This window comes from Streptomyces sp. KR55, assembly GCF_052245645.1.
GTDB lineage: Bacteria > Actinomycetota > Actinomycetes > Streptomycetales > Streptomycetaceae > Streptomyces > Streptomyces flavusporus.
This window is the reverse complement of the sequence record NZ_JBQQCE010000203.1, coordinates 1-16314: the sequence shown is the minus strand read 5'-3', so window position 1 is coordinate 16314 and position 16314 is coordinate 1. Positions and strand designations below refer to the sequence as shown.

Here is a 16314-nt window from a genome sequence, read left to right as displayed (position 1 = left end):
GAGCAGTGATCCACTCCGAGTCGCCGGGGGGCTTCTCGATCGGCTCCGACTGAATGTCGTCGAGCACCTTGCGGACATTCTCCGGACCGATCTGGTACAGGAACGGCGGTTGCGAGGTGGCGTCGGCGATCTGCTGCGAGGCGGGTTCCAGAACGAGGGTGCCGCCGGACTGGACGGTCATGACGATCTCCTTGCGATCTCGGGATGGCTGCTGACCGGGAGGGACGCCGAGGATGCGTGCCCGGCTGGCCTCGGTACGCGAGTGCCTCAGATGGCTTCGGATGAACAGGCACGGCAGCGGTAAGCGCGATATCACAACAGCGTCTCCCGCCTCGGTGGTGATCGCATCCGTCAGGCCCCTGCAGCGGTCCACGCGGCACGTGCCCTCGTCAGTGGGAGACGGCCGCCGGTATCGCGTGCAAACGGACCGCCGGCTGAAACTCCAGGGCGCGCCCCTACCGCCGGGGCCGCCGCCCGGCCAAAGGGCGCCTCATGGAGCTCCATCGGCCGGGCTCTGGGAACGACACGGCAGGCCGCGTATCAGCGCATTGCCCGCCACTCCCCGCCGACCTCGGCTCCCACCCGCACGACTGAGTCAACCGTGGCCGTCGCGGCTGGGGCGGGCCCTGCCGCCCCTGCTGCCGGGCCCAGCCGGACGGGATCGGCCGCCCGTGCCGGAGGCGGTCAGGGGCGGCGGCGGGCGCCGGGCACGCCGGTGACGCGCCACTCCGCTCCATTGGGGCGTCCTTCCGGGCACGTTCACCATATAGGCCGCTTCGACCAGGCCGGCGCGCCGGCGATGCCGCGTTCCAATGAAGCCGACCTTCTTGATCGTCACCTTCATTGCGATGTTCTTTCGTCGGTACGGGTGAGAAACGGGGGCTGGAGACTTCCGCGCGCTCAGCGGACGATGTCGCGCGCCAGCTCCCAGAGGCGTTCGGCATTCGCCGGGTCCAGCGCGTAACGGGCCACGCCGGGAACACCGAGCTGAGTGGGACGGGCGTCTACTACCGGCGCCTCGTTGACATCCTCGAAATAGCGGCCGCCGACCCCTTCGACCAGCGGCGACGCGGCGAGGAACACGCTGGTCGCGGCGCCCTGCTCGACCGTCTTGCGGTAGGGCTCCGGCGTCCGCAGGCCGCCGGTGTGCCGCTGCAGGTTGGTCGCGATCGCACCGGGGTGCAGGGCGTTGGCCGTGATGCCCTCACCGGCCCAGCGGCGCTGTGCCTCGACGGCCAGGAGGACCTCCGCGGTCTTGGACTGGCCGTAGGCGGCGAGCGCGTCGTACGGGCGGAAGCGGAAGTCGATGTCGTCGAAGACGACGGGGGAGAACAGGTGGCCGCCGGAGGACACCGAGACCAGGCGCGCACCGTCTGCGTCGGCGAGGGCGCGGTGCAGCCCCAGGGTCAGGGCGAAGTGCCCCAGGTAGTTGGTGGCGAACTGCTGTTCGTGGCCGCCGGTGCCGCGCTCGAGCTCCGGCGGCATCATGATTCCGGCGTTGTTGATCAGGACATGCAGCGGGCCCTGCCAGGCGGCGGTGAACGCGCGTACCGACTCCAGGTCGGACACGTCCAGGCGGGCGACGTGGATCGCGTCGTTCCCGGTGGCCTTGCGCAGGTCCGCCGCGGCCTGCTCGCCGGCCTCGGGACGGCGCACGGCGAGCGTGACCTCGGCACCGCCGGCCGCCAGAGCGCGGGCGGTCTCGACGCCGATGCCCGAGTTGGCCCCCGTGACGACCACCCGCCTGCCGGACAGGTCGACGCCCTCGATCACCTCCGAGGCGGTGCTGTCGCGGTCGAACGGGGTGGTGAAGAGCTGGGACATATGACGCATTCCTCCTGGTTCGCGGACTGTGCCGCCAGGCTGCACCGAACGCCGCCGGGCGGACCAGGACGGGCTGAGACTGGGACCAGCAGGGCCACCCAGAGACCCGAAGTGCCTCCGTACGCTGGAAACGTGCCAGCCACCGAAGACACCAACACACTGGGCCGCTACCTGCGCGCCCGCAGGGAACTGGTCCAGCCCGACGAAGCCGGGGTTCTGGATCAAGGCAACCGGCGCGTCCCCGGGCTGCGCCGCGAGGAGGTCGCCTTCCTCGCGGGAATCAGCTCCGACTACTACAACCGCTTGGAGCAGGGCCGCGACAAGAACCCCTCCGAGCAGGTCCTGCGCAGCATCGCCCGCGCGCTGCGGCTGGACGAGGAGGCCACGGCCTACCTGCTGCAGATCGCCGCACCGGCGAGCCCGCGGCGCAAGCGGCCCCGCAAGCCCGAGAGGGCCGGTGAGGGTATCCGCGCCCTCATCGACACCTGGCCGCTCACCCCGGCGTACATCCATGGCAAGTACATGGACGTACTCGCCGCCAACAGCCTCGCCGTCGCCCTCTCACCGTTCAACGCCCCGGGCCGCAACGGCATCCTCGCCGCTTTCCTGGAACCAGAGATGCGGGAGCTCCATCAGGACTGGGAGGACATGACCGCCCGGATCGTCCCTTATCTGCGCTCCGTCGTCGGCGCGGACGTCGACGACCCGCGCCTGGTCGAGATCCTCGGTGAGCTCTCCCTGCGCAGCGAGCGATTCCGCAGGCTCTGGGCCCGGCAGGACGTCAAGCACAAGACCAGCGGTACCAGCCTGCTCCTGCACCCCCAGGCCGGTCCTCTGGAGCTGCGTTACGAAAAGCTGCTGGTCCCGGGCACCGGCGGGCAGACACTGATCACATACCATGCAGAGCCTGGCAGCGCTTCCGAGGAACGGCTGCGCCTGCTCGCCAGCATGCACGCCCCGAGGCACGTCGCCGGTACACCGGCGGCAGACCGACCCGTCCCCGGCGCACCACGCCGTGACAAGCGTGGGGGACACGCATCCGGCGGCCGCAGCGACCGAGGCCCTGGAACGGTTTGAGAAACCCGGCAGCCCGTTTGTCACCCGACTGCCCGTTCCAAAGTGCCCGTTTGCCATGGCACTCCGACGATCGAAAGCCGGAGATGTCAACGGAAGGCACGCAGATGAGCGCATCCCTTTCCACGGTCCCTGTCGGTTTCATACGCGGCGTGGGCTTGCTCGCGGCGTTCACTGCGACGTGCGGTGCGGCCGTGTCACCAGCCTTCGCTGACGGCACGGCACCCGGGACCGGCGACAAGCCCACCGTTGTCCTCGTGCACGGCGCGTTCGCCGACGCATCCGCCTGGACCGGGGTGGTCGAGCGCTTGCGCGCCGCCGGGCATCCGGTCATGGCTCCGGCCAACCCACTCAGGGGCCTGCAGTACGACGGTGCCTACATCGCGAGCGTGCTGCGCAGCATCAAGGGCCCGATCGTCCTCGTCGGTCACTCCTACGGCGGTTCGGTCATCAACGAGGCGGCCCTCGGCAGCCCCAATGTGAAGGCGCTGGTGTTCGCTGCCGGTTTCCTCCCCGCGAAGGGTGAGAGCGCGGGCGAACTCGCCGCCAAGTACCCCGGCAGCACCCTGGGGCAGACCCTGAGCAGGGTGCCCTTCCCACTCCCCGGCGGCGGCACCGGAACGGACCTGTACATCAAGCAGGACCTGTTCCACAAACAGTTCGCTGCCGACGTCCCGTCGTCGAGGGCCGCCGTCATGGCCGCCACCCAGCGTCCGGTGGCCGACACGGCCCTCATGGACAAAGCAAGCGGAGAGGCCTGGAAGACCATCCCCTCGTTCGACCTGATCGCGAGCGACGACAAGAACATCCCGGCCGCGGCGCAACGCTGGATGGCCAAACGGGCCAACGCCGTCTCCGTCGAGGTGCCGTCCTCGCACGCCGCACCTGTCTCGCACCCCGAAGAACTCACCCGTCTCATCGAGCGAGCCACAGGCGTCGCCTCGTCGTCCTCGCCGAGCCTCGCAGCCACTGGTCGCGACCACACCTGGATGCTGGTCGGCCTGGCCGCGGGCACGACAGCAGTGGGGGCCGGTCTCGTCATGGCGATGCGTCGACGTAGGAACGCCGCTGCATCGCGTCTGTCGGAGGGACTGTAAAAGCGCTCAGCGCAACCGAGGGCTCTTCGGGACAGCCCGCTGGTCACCTTCTGCTTGTTTAAGTGCCTTCCTGTCCCGGCCATCGCGATCGAACCCGCCGGTCGCCAGGCAGAGGGGGGTCACGCGCCGGCCGACGGCGCGGTCATTCCTCGACGTCGATCACGATCTTGCCTTCAGCGGTGCCGCTCTCCACGGCGGCGTGGGCGTCGGCCACGGTGGCCAGGGTGAAGTGCCGCGGGTCGAGCCGGGGCACGAGGGCTCCGGTGTCGGCGAGGGTGGCTGCCTCCCGCATGATCTGTCCGTGGTGTTCGCGTCCGCGGCCGGTGAGCATGGGCAGCAGGGTGAAGATTCCGGAGTAGGTGGCCCCCCGGAAGGACAGGGGCGCGAGACTGTGGCTTCCCCAGCCCAAAGCGCTCACGACATGGCCTGTGTAGGTGCGGACCGCGGTGAAGGACGCGTCGAGTACGGCACCGCCAAGGGTGTCGAAGACGATGTCGAAACCTTCTCCGCCGGTGTGCCGGACGACGTACTCCTCCACGGTCGTGGTGGTGTAGTCGATCGGAACCGCCCCCAATTGCTCGACCGATTCCGTCTTCGCGGGCGATACGGTGCTGAAGACCTGGGCGCCCCGGGCGCGGGCGATCTGGATCGCCACGTGGCCGATGCCGCCGGCCCCGCCGTGGACAAGGACCTTCTGACCCGGGCCGACCTGAGCCCGGTCGACCAGGCCCTCCCAGGCGGTGATGAAGACCAGGGGTAGCGCTGCGGCCTGCCGCATGCTGAGCGAGGCGGGCTTTCGGGCCAGCAGGCGGGCGTCGACAGCCGCGTACTCGGCCAGCGAACCCTGCAGATCGCCTACGCCACCGGTCAGGCCGTAGACCTCGTCCCCGGCGGCGAAGCCGGTGTCCTCGCCGGCCTGCTCGACTACGCCGGCCAGGTCCAGCCCGAGCACTGCGGGCAGTTCACTCCGGGCGTGAGCGGCCTTCCCGTCCCGGATCTTCAGGTCCAGGGGGTTGACTCCGCTGGCCTTGACCTTGACCAGAACCTGGCCAGAGTCCGCGACGGGCTTGTCGGTCTCCTTCAGCACCAGCGGGGTGCCGAACTCTTCCAGAACCAGTGCACGCACGGTGTGCTCTCCTTGTCTTGCGGATGGCCGGGGCCGGCCCTTCCGTGTCGTTCCGTTCCCCGGTGTCGGCGGCGCTCCCGCTGCCGGTCAGACGAGGAGTGCAGCAATCGCGGGTACGGCGCCCGCGTCGACTCCACCACTGCATCGTGTGCACGCAGGACAGGGTGCCGCCACCGCGCGGGGCGGTTGCCGGCAGGGCGGGTCACTCCAGGGCCCTCAGCGCGGCCTCGGCAACCGCCATCAGTGACTTCCGGTCGGGCTCGATGGCACCCATGACCCGCAGGCCGTGCATCGTCACGACGAGATACCGGGCCAGGTCCCGGGCGTCGTGCGTGTCCGACAGCTGCCCATCCGCCTGAGCCTCCGCGATGACCTGGGAAAGTGCGCCCTCCAACGAGGCTGTCGTCGACCGCACATGGGCGGCTACCTCCCGGTCGCGGGCGACCCGCTCCACGGCGGCACCGACGATCAGGCAGGCTTTTCGGCCGCCGTCACCGACGATCTCGTCCACCGTGGCGACCAGGACTTCACGCAGCAGCTCACGGGCCGGCGCACCCCCACGGAGCAGCTCGATCATGGGTAGTGCGTACCGCTCCCGGTAGCGGTCCATGGCCGCCAAGTACAGGCCCTCCTTGCTGCCGAAGGCGGCATACAACGAGCCGCGGCCCACGCCGGTGGCGTCGACCAGGTCCTGCACCGACGTGCCCTCGTAGCCCTTGCGGCGGAAGGCGTTCATCGCCGCCTCCACAGCCCTTTCGGTGTCGAACTCCCTCACGCGTGCCATGACTGCACCGTATCAGGAATGAGAGATAAAAAATTCTTGTTTCCAGAATGGTCCATTAGTCGAAGATTTTTTGACTTTTCGTTCCACATAGGGTCTACTGGTGGACGTCACCTGATCGCGACCGGCAGCACGTCGCTCCCGTAACGAGCGCCTGATCGTTCGTACGAAGCCCAGGACTCAATGACCCTTCGCCCGCGTACTGGCGCGGCGCCGAAAGGACACACAGCATGGACAAGCAGGAATCCCGCATGCCCTCCGCGTGGCGTTCACGGGTGGCCGGCGCAGCCGCGGTGGCCGCGCTGCTGGCCGGTGGGGGCGCGGGCGCGGCAGCCTGGGCCTCCCAGCCCGCGTCAGCGGCGCACCACCCGGCGCAGTCCACCGCCGTGCCCGACGCGGCCGTGGTGCAGCGGCTGGCCGACATCGAGGACATCCGTCAGGTGAAGGCGCGCTACTTCCGCTACCTCGACAGCAAGCAGTGGTCCAAGCTGGCCGCCCTCTTCACCGCCCACCCCACCATCGACGTAGGCGCGAAGTACGACAGCGGCAAGGAGCTCGCCGAGAAGACGGCAGCGCTGCTGGGTGAGGCCCCCACCGCCCACCAGGGATTCCTGCCGGAGATTCAGGTGCACGGAAACCGCGCCACGGCGGTCTGGGCGATGGAGGACTACGTGAGTTTCCCGCCCGGCTCCAGTTACAGGACCGGCTTCCACGGCTACGGCGAGTACCACGACACATACAAGCGGATCAACGGCCACTGGTACATCGACAGCACTGTCCTGTCCCGGTTCCGGGTGGACACCGTTCCCAACTGGACGCCGTCCTCTGCGCCAAAGAAGTAACAACAGACCTCATCCCCATGGGCCCGTCAGGGTCCCATCAGCAGGAGTGACAACATGAGCACCATCGGTGTCGGCATCATCGGCGGCAGCCCGGGCGGCTGGGCCTCCATCAGCCACATCCCCGCCCTGAAGGCACTACCGGACTTCGAACTGCGCGCCGTCAGCACCTCGCGCCAGGAATCCGCGAACGCCGCCGGGAAGGAGTTCGGGGTCGAGACCGCCTTCGACAACCACACGGACCTCCTCGCCCATCCCGGGGTCGACGTCGTCGTGGTCGCGGTCAAGGTCCCCCACCACCGGGAGCTGATCTCGGCGGCGATCGACGCCGGCAAGACCGTCTACGCCGAATGGCCGCTCGCCCTGAACCTGGCCGAGGCCACCGAGCTGACCCGGCGCGCCGAGGCCGCGGGGGTGCGCACCGCCATCGGCCTGCAGGGGCGCTACCACCCCGAGCTGCGCTACGTGCGCCGCCTGATCCAGGACGGCCGGATCGGCCGGGTCATCGGCACCACCATGGTCGGCTCCGGCATGGTCTGGGGCCCGGAGACCACCCGGGCACACGCGTACTGGTACGACCGGACTCAGGGCGCCACTCCGCTGACCGGCGCCGCTCTCCACGCCGTCGACGCGCTCAACGTCACGCTCGGGGAGTTCGGCCAGCTGTCGGCCAACCTCGTCCTGGGCCGCACGCAGGTCACTGTGACCGACGGCAACACCGTCATCCCGGTGACCGCCCCGGACCAGATCTCCCTCATCGGCACCCTGGACAACGGCGCCGCGGCCTCGGTCTTCTACCGCGGCGGCACCTCGCGCGGCGACAACTTCCGCTGGGAGATCAACGGCACCGACGGGGACCTGGTCCTGACCGCCCCGTGGGGCAACCTCCAGGTCACCGACCTCACGCTCCAGGCCGGCTTCGGCAAGGACACGAGCGTCTCCGACATCGAGGTCCCCGCCGCGTACTCCGCCGACATCCCCGCAGGCCTCACCGGCCCGGCCAGGAACGTCGCCGCGCTCTACACGGACCTGGGACGGGACCTGCGCGAAGGGACCCGCACGGTCCCCGACTTCGCCTACGCCCACACGCGCCACCAGCTGCTGGACGCCATCGACCGCTCCTCTGCCGAAGGCGCTGCACAGACCCCGGCCTGACCCCCGGCGGGAACGCCGTGTGCACCCGGGCAGCCCCATGCTCCGAATACGTAACGAACGGTCAAGATCGCGAGGGATCATGAAGACAGTAGGCGTAGTCCGATTCGGGGGGCCGGAAGCCCTGCGGGTCTTCGAGGTACCCGAGCCCCACGCCGGTCCCGGCCAGGTGCGCGTCCGAGTGCACGCCGCGTCGGTGAACCCCGGCGACCGGTATCTGCGCAACGGCTCACTCGGCCGCAACAGCGCCACGCCCCCCTACGTCCCGGGTATGGAAGCGGCAGGGGTGCTCGACGAGATCGGGGCGGGCACCGTCACCGATCTGCGCATCGGGGACCGAGTGATGGCGATGACCGTGCCGACCGAGCCCGGCGGCGGCGCCTACGCTCAGTACCTCACTCTGCCCGCGCAACGGGTGACCCGCGCACCCGAGGGAACCAGCCATGCCGAGGCGGCGACGCTGCCCATGAACGGCCTGACCGCCCGGCGGGCACTTGACCTGCTCGGCCTGTCCCCTGGGCAGACCGTCGCGGTCACCGGCGGTGCGGGCGTGGTCGGCGGATTCGTGATGCAGATGGCCAGGGCCGAGGGGATCACGGTGGTGGCGGACGCGTCGCCGACGGACGAGGAACTCGTGCGTTCGCTGGGGGCCGACCGCGTAGTACGCCGTGGACCCGGCGTCGCCCGGCGCATTCTCGACGCCATGCCGGAGGGCGTGGACGGACTGGTGGACGCGGCCGTCATCGGCTCCTCGGCGGTGGCCGGGGCCGTCCGCGACGGCGGCGTCATCGTCACGCTCCTCGGCGAGGGCCCGCACGCCATCAGCCCGGCGGAGCTGCGACGCCGGTCCCTGCGTACCTCCATGGTGTTCGTTCCGGACTACCTCGACGACCGCGCCCGGCTGGACCGCCTGCGCTCTCAGGTCGAAGCAGGCGAACTCACCTTGCGCATCGCCCGCGTCCTGCCTGCGGAACAGGCCGCCGAGGCCCACCAGCTTCTCGAGGCCGGCGGCGTCCGCGGTCGACTCGTGCTGGCGTTCTGACCCTTCTCCGCACCAGCACCACATCAACCAACTGCTGAGGCCCTCTTCCTTCATGTCTGCGACATCCGCGCATCGCATCCGCGCCGCTGGACCGGCTGGTCAACGTCCCGATCGCGGCCATCGGCATCATCGGCGCGGTCACCGTGTCCTGGCCGACGTCAGGAGCTGGTGAGGATGACGAGTTGCTGGGTCGCCCGGGTCATCGCGACATAGTGGTCGACCGCTCCTTCGATGCCCTCGCCGAACGCCTCCGGGTCGATGAGGACGACCAGGTCGAACTCGAGCCCCTTCGACAGTTCCGGGGGCAGCGACCGGACGCGGGATGTCGCCCGGAACGCGGGGTCGCCGATGACGCAGGCGATCCCGTCGGCGTGTGCGGCGAGCCAGGTGTCGAGGATCGAGGGCAGGTCCGAAGCGGATCCGTGGACGACGGGGACGCCGCTGCGGCGGATGGAGGTCGGCACGTTGGCGTCCGGGAGCACGGCCCGGATGACCGGCTCGGCTTCCGCCATGACTTCTTCCGGCGTCCGGTAGTTGATGCTCAGGGAGGCCAGGCTGATCCGGTCGAGCCCGATCCGCTCGAGCCGTTCCTGCCACGACTCCGTGAACCCGTGCCTGGCCTGGGCACGGTCCCCGACGACGGTGAAGCTCCGGGACGGGCACCGGAGCAGCAGCATCTGCCACTCCGCGTCGGTCAGTTCCTGAGCCTCGTCCACGACGATGTGCGCGAACGGACCGGCGAGCAGGTCCGGTTCGGCGCTGGGCAGTGCGCTCTCGTCGACCAGACTGTCCTGCAGGTCCTGTCCGCGCAGCATCGTCACCGCACCCTCACCGTCGGCATCGGCCGCGATGATGTTGTCGATGACGCCGGCCATGCGCTCTCGTTCGGCGGCGACAGAGGCCTTGTGCCGGCGCTTGCGCCGCGCCGCCGCCGGGTCGCCGAGCCGCTGCCGTGCCGCGTCCAGGAGCGGCAGGTCGGACACCGTCCAGGCCTGGGGGTCCTCGCGCTGCAGCTTCGATACGTCGTCGGGACTGAGCCAGGGAGCGCACATCCGTAGGTAGGCGGGTACCGACCACAGGTCTCCCACGAGGTCGGCCGCTTCGAGCAACGGCCATGCATGGTTGAAGGCCGCGAGCAGCTCCCTGTTCTGCCGCAGCGACTTGCGGAGCAGATCGGGTGAGACGTCGCCGTCGTGCTTGTCCACCAGGATCGTGAGCAGTTCCTCCCAGACCTGGTCACGCGCATCGTTGTGCGGAGTACCGGGTTCTGCCGCTTCGAACGCCACGGCCCAGTCGTCGGCGCTCAGCCAGATGTCGGACCAGTGAGTCGTGACCGTCATCCCCTTGGCGGGCGGCTCCTCGTAGAACCTGACGGCCGTTTCGATCGCCTTCACCAGGTCCGTGGACGACTTCAGGAGGGCCACGTCCGGGTCGGCCTCGATCGCTGCTGCGGCTCCCTCGGCGACGAGGTCCCGCAGGATGCAGGTCTGCACGCCCTCCTCTCCGAGGCTGGGGAGGACGTCGGCGACGTAGTCCAGGTAGGGCCGGTGCGGGCCGACGAACAGCACGCCGCCCCGGCGGTGACCGAGGCGCGGGTCGGAGTAGAGGAGGTAGGCGGAGCGGTGCAGAGCGACGACGGTCTTCCCCGTACCCGGTCCGCCGTCGACGACGAGAGCGCCGCGGGATCCCGCGCGGATGATGGCGTCCTGGTCGGCCTGGATGGTGCCGAGCACGTCTCGCATCTTTGCCGACCTGTTGCTGCCCAGGCTGGCGATGAAGGCGGACTGGTCGTCGAGCGCGGCGTGCTGTTCAAGCCCGTCGGCGGTGAACACTTCGTCCCAGTAGTCGCTGATCCGGCCGCGGGTCCAGCGGTACCTGCGGCGGCTTGCCAGACCCATCGGGTTGGCGTGGGTGGCTCCGAAGAACGGCTCGGCGGCGGGGGAGCGCCAGTCGAGCAGCAGCCGACGGCCCGTGCTGTCCGTCAGGCCGAGTCGTCCGATGTACACGGGCTCGGGGTTGTCCGCGCTCACCATGTGTCCGAGGCACAGGTCCAGACCGAAGCGACGCAGTGTGCGCAGGCGAGCGGTCAGCCGGTGGATCTCCACGTCCCGGTCCATCGCCTGCCGGCCCACGCCGCCGGGCGCCCTGCGCTCGGCATCGAGGCGGTCGGACAACTCGGCGATCGCCTGCTCGAGGCTCTCCGCGATGGCCGCGAAGTGCTGCTCGTCGTCGGCGATCAGCGTCGGGTCGGCCTTCGGGGAGAGTTGGTCGGGAAGGTCGAACGCGCTGGTGGTCAGGGGGGTCACGTCATCAGCTCCGATCCGAGGTCGCGCCCGCGAAGTCCGGCGGCGTCTGGCCTCGGCCAGCGATTCTCCGGCACGACCGGGGCCTTGCCGCAAGCCCCCCTGTGCGCTATAAGTTGAGAGTGGCAAGGAGCGGATGACTCCTTGCCTTTGCTTTTGTCGCCCGACGACGCGCCACGTCTGTGAAGGCCAAGACCGCCCCGCGTGCAGCCAGACGTCCCAGACCGCACGCTGGTGACATGGCCGTCGTGCAGCCCATCGTCATCTACCCCCCCGCCGGGGACGGCGGGCGGCGGGTCCGTGTGAACGATCGGTTCGTCGGGATGGCGTACGGGCTGCTGGACATCGTCGAGTTCCTGCGCCTTGGGGGCCTGGAGGATGTCGACGAGGGATGGTTGCGACAGTCCGGGCTGGTCGAGTGGCGTGGCGGTGGGCCCGATGAATGGAGTACCGCTCGGCATGCCGACGGTCCGTGAAAGGAACCTCGCGGGCCACCGGATGTCGCCCGCGTTGGCGCTCCTCTGGATGAGTCCTATGGTGAGAAGGGGTGCGCAGGCTTTTCCCGCGAGCTGTTCATGAGCGGAGGGACATGATCATGTCCGAGGCCACCCGTCACCGTCCGCATCGGCGCAGGCACAACGGTGCCGCAGGCGTCACGGCCACCATCAACCGGGCAGCGAGCGCCGCCGGCGCGGCGGGTCGGGCCGCGGCGGATGCCGTACGGCACCCCCAGGCCGTGGTGGAGAGGTTCCGGCAGCTGCCTCAGACGCTGCCGCTGGTCCAGCAGGCGGTGGCACCCATCCTGACCGGACGGGTGCGCGACTGGCGTGGGGAGTACGCCTACACGCTGGGTGAGCAGGCATTCGTCTACGGTTTTCCGTACATCTACAACGCCCGGCTGCGTCATCAGTGGGTGACACAGCCGCGTGACCCGGCGACGGTGCCGTACGCCCCGGTCAACCATTTCTGGCACGCTCAGCGGCTGCTGGACGCCTCGTACCGGGACGGCGGATGTCCGAACAACGACACCCTGTACTCGACCGCATGGGTGGACCTGCGCAGCGAGCCCGTTGTCCTCTCGCACCCGGACATGGGTGATCGATACTTCGCCTTCGAGCTGATGGGCATCACCTCCGACAACTTCGACTACATAGGTCAGCGCTCCACAGGATCGAAGGCCGGCCATTTCGCGATCGTCGGTCCGGAGTGGAGCGGGGAGCTTCCCGATGGTGTGCGGCGCGTAGCGACCGCGCCGAGCCCGTGGATCCTGATCCTCGGCAGGACGCTGGTCGACGGCGAGAACGACGTGCCGAACGTACAGGCGCTCCAGGCCCAGTACCGGATCACTCCGCTCAGCTTCTTCCGCAGCGGCGGCGGGCCGGTCGACCTGGCGCAGCTCCCGGCGAGCCGCGAGGTGCTGGTGCCGGTGGACCCCGCGCAGGATCCGCTCGGACCCTGGAAGACGCTCAACGCCATGCTGGCCGAGAACCCGCCACCGGCGCACCATGCGATCCTGCTCAAGCAGTTCGCCGAGGTCGGGATCGGACCCGGTCTCGATGTCGAGGCCCAGCCGGAGGCGGTCAAGCAGAACCTCATCCGGGCTGCGGCTGTCGGTCTGCCGATGCTCAAGCAGCAGATGATCAGCGGGGAGTGGGCACGTCTGGTGAACGGGTGGCGTTACCCGCCACCGCAGATGGGCCGCTTCGGCGACGACTTCCTCAAGCGCGCTGCCGACCAGTCGTTGGCGGGCATCATGGCCAACGATCCCGACGAAGCGGTCTATCTGCTCAACTACCACGACGCGGACGGGAACATGCTGTCGTCCGGCCGGTACGAACTGCGCTTCAGCGCGGGCGCGATGCCACCCGTCGATGCCTTCTGGTCCCTGTCCGCGTACGGCGACGACATGAACCTGATCCCCAACCCGGCCGGCCGCTACTCGGTCGGGGACCGCACGCCCGGGCTCGTCATGGACCCTGACGGTGGCCTGACGATCCACCTGCAGCCCGCATCACCGGGAGAGGGCCGCGAGTCCAACTGGCTGCCCACGCCCGGAAGCGGCGCCTGGTTCGTGATCCTTCGCATGTACCGGCCGCACCGCGAGGTCGTGGACGCGGCGTGGGAGTGCCCTCCGCTCACCCGCGTCGACTGACCTGTCCCTGGCGCCGACCCCGATTCTTCTCCGACACGCCTTTCAGCCGGCTGTGTGCGGTGAGGGTGCCCCTCATCCTGCCCGGGTTGAGGGTCAGTTGGGGCAGCCGGGGAGCGGTGAGACTGTCGCGGTGCAGGTCGATGTGCCAGTGGCTGAGCAGGGAGGCGAGCAGCAGGACGCCTTCCATCAGGGAGAACTCGTCACCGATGCATTTGCGGGCACCACCGCCGAAGACGAAGGCGGGTACCTGGGGTTGGCCTCCCTGGGGATCCCAGCGGTCGGGGTCGAAGCGTTGCGGGTCCGGGTAGAGGGCCGGCAGGTGGCTGATGAGGTAGGGGCTGTACGCGATGGTCGTGCCTTTGGGGAGGGCGTACGTCCCCAGGTGGGTGTCCTGCTGTGTCTGCCGGGTGAGGAACCATCCCGGCGGGTACATCCGCAAGGCCTCGGTGAACACCTGCCGGGTGTAACGGAGTTGGGGAAGATCGTCCCAGCCCGCGGTCCGGCCGTCGAGGACCGTGCTGACCTCGGCCGTCAGACGGGCGTGGACAGCGGGGTGTGTGGCGGCCAGGTACAGGCTCCAGTTCACCGCGCCTGCCGTCGTCTCCGTCCCGGCGGAGTACATGGTCACAGCCTGGTCCACGAGTTCGTCGTCGGTCAGGGCGGGAACGTCGCTCTCCGGGACGCGGGCGGCGATGAGCATCGACAGGAGATTCGTCTCCCCGGTCCCGCCGCTCTCTCGGTACTGGGTGGTGAGGTCCGCCATGGACTGCCGCACCCGCCGCGTGGCCCGCTCGTAGCGGACGTTGCCCGGTGTGGGCACCTTGCGCAGTGGTTTCGGCAGGAGGCTGTGCCGGGTGAAGCCCGCCAGGAGAGTGTCGAAGTCGGTGGCCAGGCGCACATGGAGGCCGTGGTCCAGGCGGGTGCCGAAGACCGCGGAGAGGACCACGTCGGCGGTGATGTTGCGGGATGCCACGGCCAGGTCGAGCGTCTGGCCGTCGCGCCAGTTGCCGATGATGGCGTCCATCCGCTCGGTCATGATGCGGGCGTAGTCGGGGAAGCGGGCCTGGTGGAAGGCCGGTTGGATGAGCCGGCGCTGGCGACGGTGCTCGGCGGCCGGGCAGGTGGCGAGGCCCTGCCCGCCTGCTTCCCGCAGCCGCTCGAAGAGGGGGCCGCCCTTGTCGAAGACCCGGTCGTGCACCAGCATCGTGGAGGTCAGTTCGGGGTCACACACCACGACAACGGATTTCCTGGCGAGTCGTATCTCCACCAGCGGACCGTGCGCGGGCAGGCTGCGCAGGAACGCCAGCGGGGCGCGCAGGAATGCCGCGAGGTGGCCCACGACAGGCTTGGCGCCAGGTGCCCGAGGCACGGGGGAAACGCTCTCCATCAGTTTCCTTTCGAGGGGACCACCGGCTTCAGCCGGTGGGGAATCGAATCCGTGAGTGCGCTGCGGAGCAGCGCAGCATCCGGACTTGGGCCTGATTCATCGTCAAAAGTGGTAGTATTTTGGTTGTGGCTGGAGGAGATCGCCGGGAGTCGCTGAACCTGCGTGTCCCGCCGGATGTGAAGCGGCAGGTCGAGGAATACGCCCGCGGTGCGGGTATCTCGCTCAACGCTGCCGCGTGCGTCCTCCTCGCCGACGCCCTGCGCCGTGAGCGGAGGCGCCAGAGGTGATCCGCGCGTACAAGTTTCTCCTGCGCCCCACGACCCGCCAGGAGCAAGCCCTCCGCGCGATGCTCGCCGACCACTGCTCGCTGTACAACGGCGCGCTGCAGGAGCGACGGGACGCCTGGCGTCATGCCACGAAGACGGGCATCAAGTACGGCGATCAGTCCGGGCAGCTCAAGGAGATCCGGGCGTTCGACCCGGAGCGTCAAGGGCGCTGGTCGTTCAGCTCGCAACAGGCCACGCTGCGCCGGTTGGACAAGGCGTTCCAGGCGTTCTTCCGTCGCGTACGCACTGGCGACAAGCCTGGTTACCCACGTTTCAAGGGCGCTGGCCACTTCGACACCGTCGTCTTCCCGAAGGACGGCGACGGCTGCCGCTGGAACTCCACCCCCCACGATCCGCAAACCCGCGTCCGGCTTCAGGGCGTCGGGCACATCCGAGTACACCAGCACCGGCTGGTCAAGGGCCGGGTGAAAACGCTCGCGGTCAAGCGGGAGGGTAACCGCTGGTATGTGGTCCTCTCCTGCGACGAGGTGCCCGCCGAGCTGCTGCCGACCACGGGTGCAGTCGTCGGCATCGACCTGGGCGTCACCCACTTTCTGACCACCTCCACCGGCGAGCACATCGCCAACCCCCGCTTCCTCCAAGAGGCGGCCGAAGAGCTCGCCGAAGCTCAGCGAAACCCGGCGACGTTCCCCCAGGGCACCAAGCGGCGCACCAAGGCACACCGCGCCGCCGCACGGAAGGTCGCCAAGATCCACGCGAGGATCCGGCGCCAGCGCCTGGACCACGCGCACAAGACCGCGCTCACCCTGGTGCGCGACCACGACACGATCGCACACGAGAAGCTGAACACCGCGGGCATGACCAAGGCGCCCGCGCCCAAGGCCGACCCCGAACAGCCTGGCGCGTTCCTGCCGAACCAGCGGGCGGCGAAGGCCGGGCTGAACCGATCGATTCTCGACGCGGGTTGGGGGGTGTTCCTCGCGATCCTCGCAGGCAAGGCTGAAAGCGCCGGTCGGAGTGTCGTCGCGGTGGACCCCCGCAACACCTCCCGCACCTGCCCGTCCTGCGGGCACGTTGCGAAGGAAAACCGCCTCACCCAAGCGAAGTTCCAGTGCACGGCGTGCGGCATGACCGCGAACGCCGACCACGTCGGTGCATTGAACATCCTCAACAGGGCCGGGCTGGCCCTCTGCGACGCTGCTTAGGCGGCGACGCAGGAAGCCCGCGCGTTCACGCGTGGGTGGAGTCAC

The 16314-nt window shown here is 69.3% G+C and carries 14 protein-coding genes and 1 pseudogene; 9 read left to right on the top strand and 6 right to left on the bottom strand.

The window, feature by feature from the left end; all coding sequences use genetic code 11:
* Positions 1-181: pseudogene (locus tag ACTWQJ_RS27230) on the bottom strand (esterase); the annotation flags it as partial.
* A gap of 719 nt (positions 182-900) precedes the next feature.
* A complete protein-coding gene (locus ACTWQJ_RS27225) occupies positions 901-1824 on the bottom strand; it encodes an SDR family NAD(P)-dependent oxidoreductase (protein WP_443309181.1) in 924 nt (307 codons plus the stop codon).
* A 132-nt stretch (positions 1825-1956) separates the two neighbouring features.
* Here ACTWQJ_RS27225 and ACTWQJ_RS27220 point away from each other — a divergent pair, with 132 nt between their 5' ends.
* Together ACTWQJ_RS27220 and ACTWQJ_RS27215 are read left to right on the top strand one after the other, a co-directional pair.
* Positions 1957-2901, top strand: a complete 945-nt coding sequence (locus ACTWQJ_RS27220) for a helix-turn-helix transcriptional regulator (RefSeq protein ID WP_443309180.1) — start codon at positions 1957-1959, stop codon at positions 2899-2901.
* Between the two features lie 191 nt (positions 2902-3092).
* Positions 3093-3995, top strand: a complete 903-nt coding sequence (locus ACTWQJ_RS27215) for an alpha/beta fold hydrolase (RefSeq protein WP_443309179.1) — start codon at positions 3093-3095, stop codon at positions 3993-3995.
* Between the two features lie 142 nt (positions 3996-4137).
* Here ACTWQJ_RS27215 and ACTWQJ_RS27210 read toward each other — a convergent pair whose 3' ends face one another.
* The gene (locus ACTWQJ_RS27210) at positions 4138-5121 is read right to left on the bottom strand and encodes a zinc-dependent alcohol dehydrogenase family protein (RefSeq protein WP_443309178.1); all 984 of its coding nucleotides are present in this window, start codon (positions 5119-5121) and stop codon (positions 4138-4140) included.
* 202 nt (positions 5122-5323) lie between these two features.
* Positions 5324-5905 (bottom strand): TetR/AcrR family transcriptional regulator, encoded by a 582-nt coding sequence (locus tag ACTWQJ_RS27205; protein ID WP_224732955.1) that lies wholly within the window; start codon positions 5903-5905, stop codon positions 5324-5326.
* Between the two features lie 227 nt (positions 5906-6132).
* Here ACTWQJ_RS27205 and ACTWQJ_RS27200 point away from each other — a divergent pair, with 227 nt between their 5' ends.
* The 3 genes from ACTWQJ_RS27200 (at position 6133) to ACTWQJ_RS27190 (ending at position 8935) form a co-directional block, all read left to right on the top strand.
* Positions 6133-6744, top strand: a complete 612-nt coding sequence (locus tag ACTWQJ_RS27200; protein ID WP_443309177.1) for a nuclear transport factor 2 family protein — start codon at positions 6133-6135, stop codon at positions 6742-6744.
* A gap of 54 nt (positions 6745-6798) precedes the next feature.
* Positions 6799-7896, top strand: a complete 1098-nt coding sequence (locus tag ACTWQJ_RS27195) for a Gfo/Idh/MocA family protein (protein ID WP_443309176.1) — start codon at positions 6799-6801, stop codon at positions 7894-7896.
* Positions 7897-7975: 79 nt separating this feature from the next.
* A complete protein-coding gene (locus tag ACTWQJ_RS27190) occupies positions 7976-8935 on the top strand; it encodes an NADP-dependent oxidoreductase (protein ID WP_443309175.1) in 960 nt (319 codons plus the stop codon).
* Between the two features lie 158 nt (positions 8936-9093).
* Here ACTWQJ_RS27190 and helR read toward each other — a convergent pair whose 3' ends face one another.
* Complete coding sequence (helR, locus tag ACTWQJ_RS27185) at positions 9094-11241, bottom strand: RNA polymerase recycling motor ATPase HelR (RefSeq protein ID WP_443309174.1); 2148 nt, start codon at positions 11239-11241, stop codon at positions 9094-9096.
* Positions 11242-11477: 236 nt separating this feature from the next.
* On the opposite strand from helR, the gene ACTWQJ_RS27180 reads away from it, so the two are divergent.
* Both ACTWQJ_RS27180 and ACTWQJ_RS27175 read left to right on the top strand, forming a co-directional pair.
* Positions 11478-11714, top strand: a complete 237-nt coding sequence (locus ACTWQJ_RS27180) for a hypothetical protein (protein ID WP_443309173.1) — start codon at positions 11478-11480, stop codon at positions 11712-11714.
* Between the two features lie 119 nt (positions 11715-11833).
* Complete coding sequence (locus tag ACTWQJ_RS27175; protein ID WP_443309172.1) at positions 11834-13390, top strand: DUF1254 domain-containing protein; 1557 nt, start codon at positions 11834-11836, stop codon at positions 13388-13390.
* Here ACTWQJ_RS27175 and ACTWQJ_RS27170 read toward each other — a convergent pair.
* Complete coding sequence (locus ACTWQJ_RS27170; RefSeq protein WP_443309171.1) at positions 13374-14759, bottom strand: cytochrome P450; 1386 nt, start codon at positions 14757-14759, stop codon at positions 13374-13376. The genes ACTWQJ_RS27175 and ACTWQJ_RS27170 overlap by 17 nt on opposite strands.
* 143 nt (positions 14760-14902) lie before the next feature.
* Here ACTWQJ_RS27170 and ACTWQJ_RS27165 point away from each other — a divergent pair, with 143 nt between their 5' ends.
* Positions 14903-15064: a hypothetical protein gene (locus ACTWQJ_RS27165; RefSeq protein WP_443309170.1), complete on the top strand. Its 162-nt coding sequence runs from the start codon at positions 14903-14905 to the stop codon at positions 15062-15064.
* Positions 15061-16269, top strand: coding sequence for an RNA-guided endonuclease InsQ/TnpB family protein (locus ACTWQJ_RS27160; RefSeq protein ID WP_443309169.1), 1209 nt, complete (start codon positions 15061-15063; stop codon positions 16267-16269). The genes ACTWQJ_RS27165 and ACTWQJ_RS27160 overlap by 4 nt, the downstream gene beginning before the upstream one ends.
* The last annotated feature ends 45 nt before the right edge of the window (positions 16270-16314 follow it).